General features: G+C 58.3%; 17 protein-coding genes and 3 tRNA genes. 2 read left to right on the top strand and 18 right to left on the bottom strand.

Going from position 1 to position 16,653, the window contains the following annotated elements:
* Positions 1-93: 93 nt before the first annotated feature.
* From VHB22_RS05665 to VHB22_RS05585, 17 genes are all read right to left on the bottom strand, one after another.
* Positions 94-1,284 carry an NADH-quinone oxidoreductase subunit D gene (locus tag VHB22_RS05665; protein ID WP_325455982.1) on the bottom strand — a complete coding sequence of 397 codons (1,191 nt, stop codon included), beginning with the start codon at positions 1,282-1,284 and terminating at the stop codon, positions 94-96.
* A gap of 1 nt (position 1,285) precedes the next feature.
* Entirely contained in the window at positions 1,286-1,735 is a 450-nt protein-coding gene (locus VHB22_RS05660; protein WP_325455981.1) for a thioesterase family protein, read from the bottom strand.
* 11 nt (positions 1,736-1,746) lie between these two features.
* Positions 1,747-2,046, bottom strand: a complete 300-nt coding sequence (locus VHB22_RS05655) for a hypothetical protein (RefSeq protein WP_325455980.1) — start codon at positions 2,044-2,046, stop codon at positions 1,747-1,749.
* 79 nt (positions 2,047-2,125) lie between these two features.
* Positions 2,126-2,731 carry an NADH-quinone oxidoreductase subunit C gene (locus VHB22_RS05650; RefSeq protein WP_325455979.1) on the bottom strand — a complete coding sequence of 202 codons (606 nt, stop codon included), beginning with the start codon at positions 2,729-2,731 and terminating at the stop codon, positions 2,126-2,128.
* Positions 2,732-2,761: 30 nt separating this feature from the next.
* Entirely contained in the window at positions 2,762-3,367 is a 606-nt protein-coding gene (locus tag VHB22_RS05645) for an NADH-quinone oxidoreductase subunit B family protein (protein WP_325455978.1), read from the bottom strand.
* Complete coding sequence (locus VHB22_RS05640) at positions 3,358-3,723, bottom strand: NADH-quinone oxidoreductase subunit A (RefSeq protein WP_325456145.1); 366 nt, start codon at positions 3,721-3,723, stop codon at positions 3,358-3,360. Before VHB22_RS05640 ends, VHB22_RS05645 begins: the two co-directional genes overlap by 10 nt.
* A 231-nt stretch (positions 3,724-3,954) precedes the next feature.
* Positions 3,955-4,950, bottom strand: a complete 996-nt coding sequence (locus VHB22_RS05635; RefSeq protein ID WP_325455977.1) for a diguanylate cyclase domain-containing protein — start codon at positions 4,948-4,950, stop codon at positions 3,955-3,957.
* Positions 4,951-5,122: 172 nt separating this feature from the next.
* Positions 5,123-6,199 carry a bifunctional DNA-binding transcriptional regulator/O6-methylguanine-DNA methyltransferase Ada gene (gene ada, locus VHB22_RS05630; protein ID WP_325455976.1) on the bottom strand — a complete coding sequence of 359 codons (1,077 nt, stop codon included), beginning with the start codon at positions 6,197-6,199 and terminating at the stop codon, positions 5,123-5,125.
* A gap of 147 nt (positions 6,200-6,346) precedes the next feature.
* A tRNA-Asp gene (locus VHB22_RS05625) sits at positions 6,347-6,423 on the bottom strand.
* Between the two features lie 119 nt (positions 6,424-6,542).
* Positions 6,543-6,686, bottom strand: coding sequence for a DUF1993 family protein (locus tag VHB22_RS05620; protein WP_414652706.1), 144 nt, complete (start codon positions 6,684-6,686; stop codon positions 6,543-6,545).
* A 282-nt stretch (positions 6,687-6,968) separates the two neighbouring features.
* Positions 6,969-7,043, bottom strand: a tRNA-Val gene (locus VHB22_RS05615).
* 91 nt (positions 7,044-7,134) lie between these two features.
* Positions 7,135-7,413: an HU family DNA-binding protein gene (locus VHB22_RS05610; RefSeq protein ID WP_325455975.1), complete on the bottom strand. Its 279-nt coding sequence runs from the start codon at positions 7,411-7,413 to the stop codon at positions 7,135-7,137.
* 249 nt (positions 7,414-7,662) lie between these two features.
* Positions 7,663-10,089, bottom strand: a complete 2,427-nt coding sequence (gene lon, locus VHB22_RS05605) for an endopeptidase La (protein ID WP_325455974.1) — start codon at positions 10,087-10,089, stop codon at positions 7,663-7,665.
* Between the two features lie 283 nt (positions 10,090-10,372).
* Positions 10,373-11,623 (bottom strand): ATP-dependent Clp protease ATP-binding subunit ClpX, encoded by a 1,251-nt coding sequence (gene clpX, locus VHB22_RS05600; protein ID WP_325455973.1) that lies wholly within the window; start codon positions 11,621-11,623, stop codon positions 10,373-10,375.
* 334 nt (positions 11,624-11,957) lie between these two features.
* Positions 11,958-12,611, bottom strand: a complete 654-nt coding sequence (locus VHB22_RS05595; RefSeq protein WP_325455972.1) for an ATP-dependent Clp protease proteolytic subunit — start codon at positions 12,609-12,611, stop codon at positions 11,958-11,960.
* A gap of 114 nt (positions 12,612-12,725) precedes the next feature.
* Complete coding sequence (gene tig, locus VHB22_RS05590; RefSeq protein ID WP_325455971.1) at positions 12,726-14,084, bottom strand: trigger factor; 1,359 nt, start codon at positions 14,082-14,084, stop codon at positions 12,726-12,728.
* Positions 14,085-14,198: 114 nt separating this feature from the next.
* Positions 14,199-14,283 (bottom strand) — tRNA-Leu (locus tag VHB22_RS05585).
* 379 nt (positions 14,284-14,662) lie between these two features.
* Here VHB22_RS05585 and sseA point away from each other — a divergent pair.
* Complete coding sequence (gene sseA, locus VHB22_RS05580) at positions 14,663-15,526, top strand: 3-mercaptopyruvate sulfurtransferase (RefSeq protein WP_325455970.1); 864 nt, start codon at positions 14,663-14,665, stop codon at positions 15,524-15,526.
* A gap of 17 nt (positions 15,527-15,543) precedes the next feature.
* On the opposite strand, the gene VHB22_RS05575 is transcribed toward sseA, so the two are convergent.
* Entirely contained in the window at positions 15,544-16,125 is a 582-nt protein-coding gene (locus VHB22_RS05575) for a glutathione peroxidase (RefSeq protein ID WP_325455969.1), read from the bottom strand.
* Positions 16,126-16,282: 157 nt separating this feature from the next.
* Between VHB22_RS05575 and VHB22_RS05570 the strand changes: the two genes are divergently transcribed.
* A complete protein-coding gene (locus VHB22_RS05570) occupies positions 16,283-16,558 on the top strand; it encodes a hypothetical protein (protein ID WP_325455968.1) in 276 nt (91 codons plus the stop codon).
* Positions 16,559-16,653 lie beyond the last annotated feature (95 nt).

The following is a 16,653-nucleotide window of genomic DNA, read 5'->3' as shown; positions in this document are numbered from 1 at the left end:
ACTGGTGGGAGGACGTCTTTTGCCAGCCGTTTGTGGCGGACGCTAGTCCTTGCCGGAGCGCCGAGCCAGCCAGGTGTGCCTCTCCGGCCGCGCTTAGCGATCAATTTCTCCGAAAACGATATCCAGCGAGCCGAGGATGGCCGATACGTCCGCCAACATGTGTCCACGGTTGATAAAATCCATGGCCGCGAGATGAGGGAATCCCGGCGCCCGGATCTTGCAGCGATAGGGCTTGTTCGAACCGTCCGCGACCAGGAACACGCCGAATTCGCCCTTTGGCGCCTCGACTGCGGCGTAGACCTCGCCCGGGGGAACGTGGAAGCCTTCGGTATAGAGCTTGAAATGATGAATGAGCGCTTCCATCGAGCGCTTCATCTCGGCCCGCTTCGGCGGAACGACCTTTTTGTTGTCGGCAACATGCGGCCCCTGCCCCTCGGCCGATTTGAGCCGTTCGCAGCACTGCTTCATCAGCTTTACCGATTCGCGCATTTCCTGCATGCGGATCAGATAGCGATCGTAGCAATCGCCGTTCTTGCCGATCGGAATATCGAAATCGAGATCGGCGTAGCATTCGTAAGGCTGCGATTTACGCAGATCCCATGCCGCACCGGAGCCGCGAACCATCACGCCCGAAAAACCCCAGGCGAACGCATCGTCCAGCGAAACGACGCCGATGTCGACATTACGCTGCTTAAAGATGCGGTTCTCCGTCAGAAGCTCGTCGATGTCGTCAACGACTTTCAGAAACGGATCGCAAAACGCATAAATGTCGTCGATCAGTTGCTCAGGGAGATCCTGGTGCACGCCGCCAACCCGGAAATACTTGGCATGCATGCGCGAACCGGACGCGCGCTCATAGAACACCATCAGCTTTTCGCGCTCTTCGAAGCCCCAGAGCGGCGGGGTCAGCGCACCGACGTCCATGGCCTGCGTCGTTACGTTGAGAAGATGCGAGAGAAGGCGCCCGATCTCGGAATAAAGCACACGAATGAGCTGCGCACGCCGCGGGACCTGAAGACCCAGCAATTTCTCTGCGGCCAGGCAGAACGCGTGCTCCTGGTTCATCGGCGCGACGTAGTCGAGACGATCGAAATACCCGATCGCCTGCATATACGTCTTGTGCTCGATCAGCTTTTCGGTGCCGCGGTGAAGAAGGCCGATATGCGGATCGACGCGTTCGACGACCTCTCCATCGAGTTCGAGCACGAGGCGCAACACCCCGTGCGCAGCTGGATGCTGCGGCCCGAAGTTGATGTTGAAATTGCGAATTTCCGTTTCGGCCATGTCAATCTGTCCCACGGGTAATGGGGGCGACGCGCGCGGTCTTCGCCTTATCGTTGACCCGCCGCTCGAACTTCTCCCAATCGACGACCATGCGCTGATGCTCGCCCTCGCCGATCACGTCAATGCCGTCATGGGCTTTGACATGGAAAAATATCTTTCGCCCTTCGACTTTTGTGCACTCCGCATCAACCGTCACGGTTTGCCCCGGAACGGTTGCGGCGATATGCGACACGTTGATGTGAACCCCGAGCGAGCCTTCTCCTTCATCGAGATGCGGCTCGATAATGTGCAGGCACGTCCATTCCATGAGACCAACCATGAACCCCGTCGCGAAGACGGTAGGCATAAGCTGAAATTCACGCGCCTCAGGAAAAAGGTGCGGTACCGTTTTTGTCGCCGGAACGCGAAACGAAAACTGCGTGCGCGCTCCTGCTTCGAGCGTAGGTTTCACCGCGGCGGCCCTCACAGCCTGTCTTTCAAGTTGCGGATCGTTATATAAAGATTGGACGCCGTTGCCGCGACCGAAAAGATCCCAAGCGCGAATGACGACAGGCTCGGCCCGGAGGTCCGGCCGATCAGCGGATAAACGAATTCTCCGATCGCCGCGATCAGGACGACGCCCAGAGGCACGACAATCGTCGCATATGGCAGAAAACGGCTCAGCAAGCCGAAAATCACGCCCACCAGCGCCCGCGGCCAATCGAGCACGAAAGCGGCGACCAGCAATCCGGCCGATATCGCCACATTCGTTTCAAAGTCCATTCATTTGCTCGGAGTTACGAGGTGAAACGCGAAACGCAGGATAACCGGAGGTACCGCCAGGGCCAACGATGGACACCCGCTAATCACGACGCGGCGCCTTTTCGTCGCCGGGCAAAAGGGAGTTCGGTCCTTCCCAAGGGCTCTCGAAATCGAAATCGCGGAATTCCTGCGTAAGCTTGACCGGCTCGTAGACGACCCGCTTCTTCTCGTCGTCGTATCGAACCTCAACATAGCCCGTGAGGGGAAAATCCTTCCGTAATGGATGTCCCTGAAAACCATAGTCGGTCAGGATCCGGCGCAGATCCGGATGTCCCGTAAAACGGATGCCGTAGAGATCGTAGGCCTCCCGCTCATACCAATTCGCCGCCGGATAAACGTCGTTGACACTCGGGATGGGCGTCGCCTCATCCGTCATGACCTTCACCCGCAGCCGCTGATTGAGGCGCGGCGAGAGCAGGTGATAGACGACGTCGAACCGCTGCTCACGCACCGGATAATCGACCCCGCAAATGTCGATCAGAACTTCGAACTGACACGCCGGATCGTCGCGAAGCGTTCTCAGCACGTCGGCGATGCGATCGCGCGCGACCAAGATGTTGAGTTCGCCGAAGGAAATCGACGCCTCATCCAGCGCGTCTCCCAAAACCGACGTCACCGTATTTTGCAGCGCGATTGGATCGACCATAATCGTAGTCCCTTCAGCCGCAGAAGCGACCTAGCGTTCGATAGTGCCCGTCCGGCGGATTTTACGTTGCAGAAGCAGCACGCCATAGACCAAAGCTTCCGCCGTCGGCGGGCACCCCGGCACGTAGACATCGACCGGAACAATGCGATCGCAGCCACGCACGACGGCATACGAATAATGATAGTAGCCGCCGCCGTTGGCACAGCTACCCATCGAGATGACGTAGCGCGGCTCAGGCATCTGATCGTAGACCTTGCGCAGCGCCGGAGCCATTTTGTTGGTTAGCGTTCCCGCCACGATCATGACATCCGACTGACGTGGCGAAGCGCGAGGCGCGAATCCGAAGCGCTCAAGATCGTAGCGCGGCATCGACGCTTGCATCATTTCGACCGCGCAGCAGGCGAGACCGAACGTCATCCACATCAGCGAGCCGGTCCGCGCCCAAGTGACGAGATCATCCATCGTCGTGACGAGGAAACCTTTATCGGCGAGTTCGTTCGAAACGCCGGTAAAGAACGGGTCATCCGGTGGCGCGCGTCCACTGGGGGAGCCGCCGGCAACGCCCTCTCGCACGCCCTCGAACGTCCGATCCAGGATCAAACGGCCCCGGTCTTCATTGGCGCGAATTATTCCCATTCGAGCGCGCCCTTCTTCCACTCGTAGATGAAGCCGATCGTCAACACACCGAGGAACACCATCATCGACCAAAACCCAAACACGCCGACGTCCTTGAACGCCACGGCCCAGGGAAACAGAAACGCTATTTCCAGATCGAAGATGATGAAGAGGATCGACACGAGATAAAACCGGACGTCGAATTTCATTCGCGCGTCATCGAAAGCATTGAAACCGCACTCGTATGCCGAAACCTTTTCAGGATCCGGATTGCGGTAGGCAACGAGGAACGGCGCCAGCATCAAGGCCGCACCTATGAACAACGCGACTCCGATGAAGATCGCGACAGGCAGATAGTGGGAAGCTAGGTCGATCATCGCATCTCGTCCGCTGAGCATGCGAGCCCCGATGGGCGCATGACGACGCCGTTTACCGCCCGGTGTTAGCCCAGGTCGTTTTGCGGCGCAACTCCGCGGAGCGATAGCGGAGCACATCCGCGCTTATAAACATCGGATTGTAATTTTGGCGCACAAGAAGCAGACACGCGACCGGGCGCCGCAGCTTTCCATGTGAGAGGGTAGAAAGACGGCGAATCACCTTTCAAAGAGCTAGGCGCCTAAGCCCGGCGCAAAGCGCACGGCGTGCGTCGAGATATCCGCCTGCATGCGCTCTCCGAGATTGTCTCCGAAGATACGTACCCTTTTCCGCCCTGCGGCCTTGGCTGCGTAAAGCGCCGTATCCGCTTCCGTGAACAGCTGCGACGGATCGCGATAGGCAGATACCCGCAGCATTGTCGCGCCGATCGAAACACCGGCATCGATGCGCAAATCTCTCCAATAGATCGGCCTGCACAGGGCACGCAAAGCGCGAGCCAGCGTATGTTTGAGTTGCTGGACAGAACACGGCCCGCGAAGAAGAAGCGCAAACTCATCGCCCCCGATGCGGGCAACAATGTTTCGTTCGCCAAACAGCCGGAAAAGCCGGCCGGCGATCTGACGCAAACACGCGTCGCCCGCCGCATGGCCGAGCCGGTCATTGATCTCCTTGAAGTGATCAAGATCGATCAACGCCAGTGCCGAAACGGGAAGATCTCCAAAATCAAGCTTGCCGAGTTCATGGCAGCGAGTTTCGAACACGCCGCGGTTCGCCAATCCCGTAAGAGGATCCCGCTCTGCAAGCTGCCGCAACCGATCCCACTGCTTCTTTTCGAGAGTAATATCCTGCTTGCTTCCGTAGATGCGCGTTGCCCGCCCGTGTTCGATTATGACTTCACCGGTCAGATGCATCCAACGGTCTTCGCCTCGGCGGGTGCGAATACGCGCATCAAGTGAAAAACGGCCCCCGCTGCTCAGGGCATTCGAACGCACGCGTTCCATAAGCTCACGCGACTCGTCGTGATAGAAATCGAGTGTCATCGATCTGCAGAGGGGAATACCGCGAGGAAGGTCGAAGAGATCGTAGACGCCGTCGGTCCAGATCAGCTTTTCGGTTGTCAAATCGCACTCCCACGCACCGAACCTCGCGAGATGCGCAGCCTGATCATACAGCCGCTTCATATCGGCAATCGATCTCATATCGCCGGGCAAGGCCGCACAATCTATCATGAATAAGGCTCTCCTCCGGATCTGTCATGATCCGGACGCTACAAACCGGGAAACGAAAATCGTCGAACCAATCGGCCGCACAAATCATTTGTGTGTAAGTGCAAGGTCATAAAACATTCCCGCACTTAAAAATCCCCTACTTCGACCGGTGGAATTTCCGGCATATTCCCGTTCAGGATTTTGCTTCCCGAGCGATCAAAGTCCGTTTTCTCTCGACACCCCAGCGATAGCCGGAAAGCGAACCGTCATTACGAATGACGCGATGGCACGGGATCGCTACCGCGATTTTGTTGGCTGCACACGCCGCCGCGACCGCACGAACGGCTTTCGGCATGCCTATGCGGTTGGCAATCTCGGTATAAGTCGCCGTCGCACCCGCGGGGATTGTACGGAGAGCCTGCCACACGCGATGCTGAAAGGCAGTTCCCCGGATATCAAGCGGCAGATCGACCGCCACCTGCGGCGCCTCAACCAAGCCGATGATCCTCGCCACGATCTCTTCAAAGGCGGCGTCGGCACCGATTAGCCTCGCCTTAGGAAAACAGTCTTGAAGATCCCGCACCAGCTTTTCGGGGTCGTCGCCCAGTGTAATCGCGGTAATACCCTTGTCACTGGCCGCCACAAGGATCGACCCCAACGAGCACAGTCCCACCGCGAATCGCATTTCGGCATTGCTCCCGCCCGCTCGAAAATCGGAGGGCGTCATACCGAGAACTTGCTGCGCATTCGCATAGAACCGTCCGCTCGAATTGAAGCCCGCATTGAAAATTGCCTCCGTCACGGTCGCCCCCCGTGCGAGATCGACGCGAACGCTTTTTTGCCGATGCGCATCCGCGTAAGCCTTCGGTGTGATGCCAACAATCTCTTTGAAGAGCCGGTGAAAATGGTACGGGCTAAGACCAGCCATGGCGGCAAGCTCTTCAAGCCTCAGCACGCCTTCGGACATTTCGATTTGCCGACAGATATCGGCAATGAGTTGAGCCTTTCGCAAACCGCGCGACGGTTCATCGGGCCTGCATCTTTTGCATGGGCGAAAACCTGCCGCCTCTGCCTCCGGACACGAACCGAAGAACACAACGTTTTCGTAGCGCGCAGGACGCGCCGAACACGACGGACGGCAATAAACACCTGTCGTCTTGACCGCGTAAACGAACCTACCGTCGAATGACCGATCGCGCGCTTTGACAGCCTCCCACCGCGAGGTTTCGTCGGCGCGCGCCTGGTCATCTTTTATCAAGGTCCGGATCATCGCCTGCTCCATGTCCCAATCCGAACATAGGGCGAGCAACCGGCGAAAAACACTCCGGTCCTTGCTTCCGAATTTTAAAAGTGTGGGGCGGCCGAAGCGGCAGGCGCCGATTAGTTCAGCGCCGGAATATGATTGCGAAAGATAAAATGGCGCGAGAGACGGGACTTGAACCCGCGGCCTCCGCCGTGACAGGGCGGCGCTCTAACCAACTGAGCTACTCCCGCAATCCAGAAAGTGACGGGCGCCGAAGCGCCCGCCGTCACAGCGTCGAAATACGTGATGCCCGACCGGGCGTCAAGCCGATGTTCAGGCCGCAAAGCAGGAAGGCCCGGCTTCTCCGCCGCTATCTGCGAACGAAGTGGCGCTTCCCGATCTCCAGGCCGTTATGCCGCAGAATTCCGTAGGCAGTGGCGCAATGAAAGTCAAAGTTTGGCAGCGCGACGCGCAGCAGATAGTCCTTTGCTCGTGAGGCGAGCCGTCGGCGCAATCTTTGCGCTCGACTACCTCAACAAGGCCGCGCCGGCGACAGGCTCGCCGGAGGCAAGTCGCCAGGAGCCGTGTATCTCAACTGCTTCAACAAGGCCGTCCCTGCGGCCGGCTCCGCGTAGCGGAGTCGCAGGAAACTGCCTGGATTCGAATGCCTCAACAGGACCGCGCCGACGGCAGGCTCGCCCGAGGCGAGTCGCCGGGAGCCGTGGACCTCAACTGCTTCAACAGGGCCGTCCCTGCGGCCGGCTCCGCGTAGCGGAGTCGCAGGGACCAACAAAAATGGTGGGCGGTGAGAGGGTCGAACTCCCGACATCCTCGGTGTAAACGAGGCGCTCTACCACTGAGCTAACCGCCCGACGCCCTTTTGCTAATCGGTCCGTAAAGGGCTGTCAAAACAAACACGCGCGCTACTTTCGCAGCGCGCGTGAACAAACAAACTGCCGAGCTCAGTTGATATTGAGCGCGTCTTTCAAACCCTTCGCAGGCGTGAACTTCGGCACGCGCGAAGCAGGAATCTGGATCGTCTTGCCGGTTGCCGGATTGCGGCCTTCGCGCGCCTTGCGAGCAGCCACCTTGAACGTGCCAAAATCCGGAATGCGAACTTCCTGGCCTTCCTTCATAGCTGCACGGATATGCGCGAGCACGGCATCGACGACGCCGCTTGCCTTCTCCTTGGTCAGCTCACAGTCCCGCGCAACGGCATCAATCAAATCCTTCTTGCTCATTTCATCGATCCTTTTGGTGTCGGAGATTGGTTCTAGCTCGGAGCTCTAACGTCCGAGACGGCCGGGTGTTGGGGGAGAAATCGGCCGCGCATGGAGCCGTAGAAGCCCCCAATCGCCTCGCCCGTCAAGCACAAAACGCCCGTATTTCCGGACAAAAGCGCATCAAAATACTCATCATAAACATAACAAAACCCCCGCGCTTGGATAGCGCAGGGGCGGTAATCATGTCGGCATTCTGTTAACGAAGCGTCAGTGCGCGGTAACCCGCGAACCACCCTTTTCCGAATCCTTGGCTTCGAGTGCTTCCGCTTCGGCCGCTTCGTCCCAGGTGATCGATTCCGGCATCCGCACGAGAGCGATCTTTAACACTTCCTCAAGTTTGGAAACGGGAACGATTTCCATCTTGGTTTGCACCTCATTCGGAATTTCCGCCAAGTCCTTGGCGTTCTCTTCCGGAATGATGACCGTCTTGATCCCCCCGCGCAGTGCCGCGAGAAGCTTTTCCTTAAGCCCCCCAATCGGCAGCACGCGGCCGCGAAGCGTGATCTCGCCCGTCATCGCCACGTCCTTTCGAACGGGAATGCCGGTCAGGACCGAGATGATCGCGGTGGTCATTGCAATGCCCGCAGAGGGTCCATCCTTCGGCGTCGCGCCTTCCGGCACATGCACGTGGATGTCGCGCTTCTCGAACAACGACGGATGAATACCGAATTCAAGCGAATGCGAGCGCACGTAAGCGTTCGCAGCCTGAATCGATTCCTTCATCACGTCGCGGAGGTTGCCCGTGACGGTCATACGGCCCTTACCGGGCATCATGACGCCTTCAATCGTGAGCAACTCGCCGCCGACTTCCGTCCAGGCCAGGCCGGTGACAATACCGACCTGATCTTCGAGCTCGGCCTCGCCGAAGCGATACTTCGGAACGCCAAGGAAGTCGTGGACGTTTTCGGCCGTAACGACGATCGACGACTTGGACGACGTCAGGATCTCCTTCACCGCCTTACGCGCCAACTTGGCAATTTCGCGTTCAAGCGAACGAACGCCTGCTTCACGTGTGTAGCGGCGAATGACTTCCTTGAGCGCGCTATCTTCGACCGTCCACTCGCCCGGCTCAAGACCGTGCGCCGTAATCTGCTCGGGGATCAGGTGACGCTTTGCGATCTCAAGCTTCTCGTCCTCCGTGTAGCCTGCAAGGCGAATGATCTCCATGCGGTCCATCAGGGCGGGCGGAATGTTGAGCGTGTTCGCCGTCGTCACGAACATCACGTTCGACAGATCGTAATCGACCTCGAGGTAATGATCATTGAACGTTGCGTTCTGCTCCGGATCCAAAACTTCCAACAACGCCGCTGCCGGATCGCCGCGGAAGTCCTGGCCCATCTTGTCGATCTCGTCCAAGAGGAAAAGTGGGTTGGTCCGCTTCGCCTTCTTCATCGACTGGATAACCTTGCCGGGCATCGAGCCGATGTAGGTCCGGCGATGGCCGCGGATCTCCGCTTCGTCGCGCACGCCGCCGAGCGACATACGAACAAATTCGCGACCCGTGGCATTCGCGATCGACTTGCCAAGCGACGTCTTGCCGACGCCCGGCGGCCCGACGAGGCACAGGATCGGCCCCTTGAGCTTATTGGTGCGCGCCTGCACGGCAAGATACTCAAGGATGCGCTCCTTGACCTTCTCAAGCCCGTAGTGCTCCTGGTCGAGGATCGTCTGTGCTTCCGCAATGTCCTTCTTGACCTTGCCCTTGATTCCCCACGGAATCGAGAGCAGCCAATCGAGATAATTGCGAACCACGGTCGCTTCCGCCGACATTGGCGACATCTGCTTGAGCTTCTTGAGCTCAGCCAGCGCCTTGTCCTTGGCTTCCTTCGACAGCTTTGTGTTCTCGATCTTCTCCTCGAATTCGGAGATATCGTCGCGCTCGTCGGAGTCGCCGAGTTCCTTCTGAATGGCCTTCATCTGCTCATTCAGGTAGTACTCGCGCTGCGTCTTCTCCATCTGGCGCTTAACGCGCGAACGGATCTTCCGCTCGACCTGCAGAACGGAGATTTCGCTCTCCATCAGCGTGTAGACGCGTTCCAGCCGCTCGGAAATGCTGCCGGTCTCCAGCACATCCTGCTTGTCGGAAATCTTCACCGCCAAATGCGAGGCAATCGTATCCGCGAGCTTCGCGTAATCTTCGATTTGGCCGACGTTGCTCAGGACCTCAGGAGAGACCTTTTTATTGAGCTTTACGTAGCTTTCAAACTGGGTCACGACCGAACGCGCCAACGCCTCAAGCTCGTCCTTGGCGCCCGGCACTTCGGCCACGCGCTCAACCTCGGCTTCAAAATAGCTCGAATTTGCCGTGTAACGCGTGATTTTCGCGCGCGAGTTGCCTTCGACCAGCACCTTCACAGTTCCGTCGGGGAGCTTGAGAAGCTGCAACACCGAAGCGAGCGTGCCGATCTCATAGATTGCATCGGGGGACGGGTCGTCATCGCCCGCGTTTTTCTGCGCGGCGAGTAGAATCTGCTTGTCAGCGCGCATGACCTCTTCGAGCGCCGCAATCGACTTTTCGCGGCCGACGAAAAGAGGCACGACCATGTATGGAAAAACGACGATGTCGCGAAGCGGCAGAACCGGAAACAGTTCCTTGCCGCCTGCTTTTTCTTTAGTCTTTTTATCTTCGCTCATTTCACTACCTATCGCCGCGCGCCGGGGCCCTGTCAGAAGCCGACCAGCGCAATCCACGCTCGTTCCACTTTGGAGCCACGCTTCCCGCCCCTTTTGTGGCGGCGGTCAGCATTCTCGTGAAGCGCGAGCGCGGGGTGAGACCCAAGCCTGAGACACCGGTTTATTGTGAAGGAAACGCATGGCCGGCGCTTGATGCCACTCCCTTCGAACAAATAGGGACCGGCGTCCCGCAAACAAGTACCGGGACCAAGCCCCCGGGACGGCCCTAATCGTCACGACGGGATTACGCCGTCGAACCCTTCTCTTCCGCACGCTCAGAATAGATCCGAAGCGGCTTTGCAGATCCTTCCACAACCTCCGGACCGATAACGACCTCCTCCACGCCCTTCAGCGTCGGCAGGTCGTACATCGTGTCGAGCAGAATGCCTTCCATGATCGATCTCAGACCGCGTGCACCGGTTTTGCGCTCGATGGCCTTGCGCGAGATCGCCTTCAAAGCATCGAGCGTAATCGTGAGCTTTACATCCTCCATTTCGAAGAGGCGCTGATATTGCTTCACGATCGCGTTCTTCGGCTCGGTCAGGATTTGCACCAGCGCCGACTCGTCGAGATCTTCTAGTGTTGCGATAACCGGCAGACGCCCGATGAACTCGGGAATCAGACCGAACTTCAGCAAATCTTCCGGCTCGACGTTGCGCAGAATTTCGCCCGTGCGTCGCTCGTCCGGTCCCGTCACCTTGGCTGAAAAGCCAATCGAGGAGCCTTTGCCCCGCCGCGAGATGATCTTTTCAAGCCCTGCGAAGGCGCCGCCGCAGATGAACAGGATGTTCGTCGTGTCGACCTGCAGGAATTCCTGCTGCGGATGCTTGCGGCCGCCCTGCGGAGGAACCGAAGCAACCGTGCCTTCCATGATTTTCAAGAGCGCCTGCTGCACGCCTTCGCCCGAAACGTCCCGCGTGATCGAGGGGTTGTCGGACTTGCGGCTAATCTTGTCGACCTCGTCGATATAGACAATGCCGCGCTGCGCCCGCTCGACGTTGTAGTCGGCAGACTGCAGAAGCTTCAGGATGATGTTCTCGACGTCTTCGCCGACGTAACCTGCTTCGGTCAGCGTCGTCGCGTCAGCCATCGTGAACGGCACATCGAGGATGCGCGCCAGCGTCTGCGCCAGCAGCGTCTTGCCCGAACCCGTCGGACCGACAAGCAGAATGTTCGATTTCGCCAACTCGACGTCGTTGTTCTTCGTCGCGTGGTTGAGACGCTTGTAATGGTTGTGGACGGCAACCGACAGCACGCGCTTGGCGTGGAATTGTCCGATTACGTAGCTATCGAGGACAGTGCAGATCTCCTGCGGAGAAGGCACGCCGTCGCGCGACTTCACGAGGGTGTTTTTGTTCTCCTCGCGGATAATGTCCATGCACAGCTCGACGCATTCATCGCAGATGAACACCGTCGGTCCGGCGATAAGTTTTCGCACCTCATGCTGGCTCTTGCCGCAGAAAGAGCAGTAGAGAGTGTTTTTCTCTTGAGCCATGTTTTCTCACTTTCAGTGCAAGCACATCCGCGACGATGTTCTTGCTTTGGCCCGCTATTCCGTGCCGTGGCACTTTGCCGATCTGCGGCGGCATGAAATCACGGATTCAATCTCACACGCTAGCGTTCAGCAGATCAAGAATGGATTAATGGACCGCACCCGGCCCCGCCTAGCAAGCGGCGGTATTGCCACACTTGGTGAACAGTATGGCAACTTGAGATTCAGCCTAACGATTCACGTAAATAAATATCGTAATCCGTACGGCATTTGTTCCGACTGCGGCAACCGGACCATACCGGCGGCGATTCTTCCGGCCATTAGACTTGTTGCTGCATCACTCAGACGGCGGTTTGATCTCCAGCGCCCCGACGTCGGCCTGATCGCGGCTCTCCAAGACCTTGTCGATAATTCCAAAGTCGCGAGCTTGTTCGGCGGTCATGAAATAATCGCGATCGAGCGTCTTATCGATCGTCTCGTAGCTCTGGCCGGTGTGCTTGACATAGGTTTCGTTGAGGCGGCGCTTCATCTTGATGATGTCTTCCGCATGCCGTTCGATATCCGAGGCCTGACCGGAAAAGCCGCCGGACGGCTGGTGAACCATCACCCGCGCATTCGGAAGCGCAAAGCGCATGCCCTTCTCGCCAGCGCAAAGCAGCAGCGAGCCCATCGAGGCCGCCTGCCCGATGCAGAGCGTAGCGACGGCAGGCTTCACGAACTGCATCGTGTCGTAGATCGCCATGCCGGCAGTTACGACGCCGCCCGGCGAATTGATGTACATCGAGATTTCTTTTTTCGGATTTTCCGATTCAAGAAACAGAAGCTGCATGCAGATCGATGCAGCCATATGATCCTCGACGGGTCCCGTAACGAAAATGATGCGTTCCTTAAGCAATCGCGACGGCAGGTCGTAGCCGCGCTCGCCACGGGTCGTCTGCTCGACAACCATGGGCCAGAAAGTATTCGTCACGGTGTTGACAGGATCGCGCATCGCCTGGGTCTTTCCTCGTTTTCGAGCGGCAGACCCGCGCGGGCCCACCGGTCAAACTCGCACACGTAGTAATATCTTGCTGCCGGCGGAACGCCCGTCCGGCCGCAATTGATCTCAGTTTTCGGTCGCTTCTTCGACCGCCTTCAAAAGCTCGTCGCGTGAAACCTTCTTCTCCACCGGCTTCGCTTCGGCGATCACATAGTCGATCACCTTATCTTCGAAAATCGGAGCACGGAGTTCGGCAAGAGCGCCCGGCGTCTTTTCGTAGTATTCGTAAACCTGTTTCTCCTGGCCGGGGTAACGGCGCGCCTGCTCGACAAGCGCGCGTCGCATCTCATCCTGAGAAACCTGAAGCTTGTTCTTCTCGCCGATCTCTCCGATCACCAGACCAAGCCGAACCCGCCGCTCGGCGATGCCGCGATATTCCGCGCGCAGCTCCTCTTCGGTCTTGCCTTCATCGGCGAACGTCTTGTTGGTGGCTTTGAGATTGTTCTCGAGCTGCTTCCATATATTGTCGAATTCGAAATCGACAAGAGACGCTGGCAACTCGAATGTATGCGCCTTATCGAGAGCGTCCAGAATCTCGCGCTTCAACTTCGCTCGCGACGCCTGGTCGTATTCGCGCTTGATCTGCTCCGAAACAAAGCCGCGCAAGGCCTTGAGATCTTCCGCACCCAGGCCTTTCGCGAAATCTTCGTCGACTTCGGGCTTTTTCGGCTTGGCGACCGCCGTTACCGTAACGTCGAAGTCGGCCTTCTTACCCGCGAGGTCCTTCATCGGATAGTCTTCGGGGAACGTCGCGGAAACGATCTTCTGATCGCCCGCCTTCATGCCGGTGATGCCCTCTTCGAAACCGGGAATGAACTGCTTCTTGCCGATAACCAGGCTTTGCCCTTCGCCAGACCCGCCTTCAAACGCTTCGCCGTCGATACGTCCGACGAAATTCATTGTTACAAGATCGCCCTCGCCCGCAACCCGGCCCTCTTCCGGCTCGTAGGACGTGTTGCGCTCCGCGAGATCGGCCAAAGCCTTGTCGACTGCCGCATCGTCCACTTCAGCGCTGAGCTGTTCAAGCTTAAGCGTCGTCAGGTCCGCGACCGGTATCGGTGGCAGCACCTCGAAATCCATTTTGTAGGCGAGATCGGCCTCGCCTTTTACGATGCGGTCGAACGCATTCTCGTCAAAGTCGACGAGTTCGACTTTCGGTTGCTGAGCGGGCCGCTCGTTACGATCCTTGACGGCCTTGGCGCTGGTATCATTCAGCGTCTGCTCCAGGACCTCCTGCATCAGGGTTTTGCCGTAGAGTTTCTTGATGTGCGCAACGGGCACCTTACCCTTGCGGAACCCCTTAATCTCCACCCGGTCCTTGATCTCATCGAGCCGCGCGGTGAAACGCTCGCCCAGTTCGGCCTTGCCGACGACCACCTGTAGAGTGCGCTTCAGTCCGTCTCTCGCCGTTTCAGTGACCTGCATCGTCCGTTTCCTGATTGGAGTTCGGCATGACTACGCCGAACTCATCGATCGACCATTATCTAGGGAGGCGTCGTTTCGTCTACAAAGCTCAGGCAGCATCCTGAAGACGCTACGTGGTGCGGGCGGAGGGATTTGAACCCCCACGACTTGCGCCGCTGGAACCTAAATCCAGTGCGTCTACCAGTTCCGCCACGCCCGCTAGACGTTCCGGCCTCCCTTTCGCCATATGCGCCTTTCCGTCGGCAGCGTTAGGCAACCGCAACCGCCGGGGAATCCCTCGACCAATGGAGCGAGTGTCCTGCTTTTGCAGAGGGCGTCCGGCACACGAGCGGCGGGGAAGCCGCTGTCATACGCAAGAGCGTCCCCGAAAACAATGCGCAAATGAGAAATTTTGGCTCTCCGAGGTCGCGCCGCGCCACGGTGCCGGCCGCACGCACATCAATAATGAACATTGTTCAATATAAACAATGCGCATCGCCCCTTTTGGACCGCCAACGGCTTGCGAGCCGGCTGGGATTTGCCTATCTGCTCTGAGCCACACGCAATTTCAGCTTCAAACCGAAGAGACGGGGTGCTTCTTGCCGCAGACTGCCCAAAATTGGATCGTCGAAACGGACTGGCTTGCGAACCATTTGTCTTCACCCGACCTGATCATCCTGGACGGCAGCTGGCACCTACCGACTGCCCATCGCGACGCAAAGAAAGAATACCTCGCCGAGCACATCCCCGGGGCCCTTTTCTTCGATATCGACGATCTGTCCGACGAGAAATCGCCGCTCCCCCATATGCTGCCTTCGACCGTCAAGTTTGCCTCGCGTATGAAGAAAATGGGGATCGGCGACGGCGCACGCATCATTGTCTATGACACCACCGGCATCTTTTCGGCAGCCCGGGTCTGGTGGACTTTCCGAGCCATGGGCCACCAGGACGTCGCTGTGTTGAATGGCGGCTTACGCAAATGGAAAGCCGAGGGACGCCCTCTCGAAGACGGCTTGCCGCCAAAGCGCTCAGAGCGGCACTACACGCCACTGCAGAATACCGAAATTATCCGCGACATCGACGAGATGCAGGCCCTTCTTAAAAAGTCGGGGACGCAAATCGTGGACGCCCGCCCGGCCGGACGCTTCGAAGGACGCGAGCCCGAACCGAGGCCAGGCCTTCGCAGCGGCCACATTCCTGGCTCCAAGAATATTCCCTCGCAGGAATTGCTAAACGCCGACGGCACGTTCAAATCACCGGAAGAACTGAACAAGCTCTTTAAGGCCGCGGGAATTGACGTCACGCGCCCCGTGGTCACCACATGCGGCTCAGGCGTGACCGCCTCGATGCTCGCCCTGGCGCTCGCGGCGCTCGGCCAAACCAACGCCGCCGTCTACGATGGCAGTTGGGCTGAGTGGGGCCAGGAAAATGGCCTGCCCGTCGAAACCGGGCCCGCTCGGTAATCGCCGAAACGGCGCTTCTAAAGCTTAGCCGGAGCGGGTTGCGCGAGTGCCTGCTCGATCCGGCTCGTGATTTCGTCCGACATCGGTGCCAGCTTAGTCGAGAAGGACCGTAGCAGCCGCCCGTCGCGGCCGATCAGATACTTATGGAAATTCCAGTTTGGTACGCCCGCCGAACCCATCGCCGCTGCAGCCCATTTGTAAAAGGGATGGGCATCAGGCCCGACAACGTGCTGCTTCGACGTCAACGGAAACGTCACGCCGAACGCGCCCTGGCAGAATGTCTTGATCTCGCCCTCGGATTTCGGCTCCTGCTCGCCGAAATCGTTCGATGGAACCCCGATCACGATAAGTCCCGCCTTTCCGTAGCGCGTCCAAAGCTCTTGCAGACCGGCATATTGTTTCGTGTAGCCGCAAAACGATGCCGTGTTGACGATCAACAAGACCTTGCCGCGCCAATCTGCAAGTTTCATCGGCGTGCCGTCGATCCCCGGAAACGCGAAATCGTAAGCCGAGCCTCCAATCGATTTCGCCGGTCCGACGCTCGGCGCAGCCGTCCACATCGCGATAAGGCTGACGACGGTCGACCATAGCTTTGCCATCTAACATTTCACCTTTTGCGGGCGCGGCCTGCGCCGAAACTTTCTAACGCAGATAACAAGCCCTGTTCCACCGGGAACAGCCGCGCCGATTCAAGCCGTCTAGTTTGCCTCCAGGAAATGAGATCGAGGCCACCCGGGCCACAAGGAGGAACTAGACATGACATCACTCAACAGCACCTTCGCAATCGCCGCCGCCGCTTTGACGATCGTAGGCTCCGCATTCTTCTCAGGCGACGCAGCCTATGCCCGTGGCGGCAAGGGCGTGTTCATTCAGGATTATCAGTTCGCAAAGCCGATGCATGGATACTCCGGCTATTCCAACGCCTATTATTGCGATTACCAGCGCCTTCCAAACCGCAAGTGCGTCATCAATGCGAACGGCACGGAAACCTGCCGCATCGTCGGTTGGACACTGCGAGAGATGTGCCAGTAGTTCGCACGCCGCCCCTAGCGGCTCATCACCTCAGCAGGCTTCGGAAACCCTCCGGAGCCTTTTTTCTTTTTCGTTGGCCGAAATTTTTCCGCCCT

The sequence above is a fragment of the Hyphomicrobium sp. genome, from assembly GCF_035548195.1.
Taxonomy (GTDB): domain Bacteria; phylum Pseudomonadota; class Alphaproteobacteria; order Rhizobiales; family Hyphomicrobiaceae; genus Hyphomicrobium_B.
This window is presented reverse-complemented; position numbering and strand designations above follow the sequence as displayed.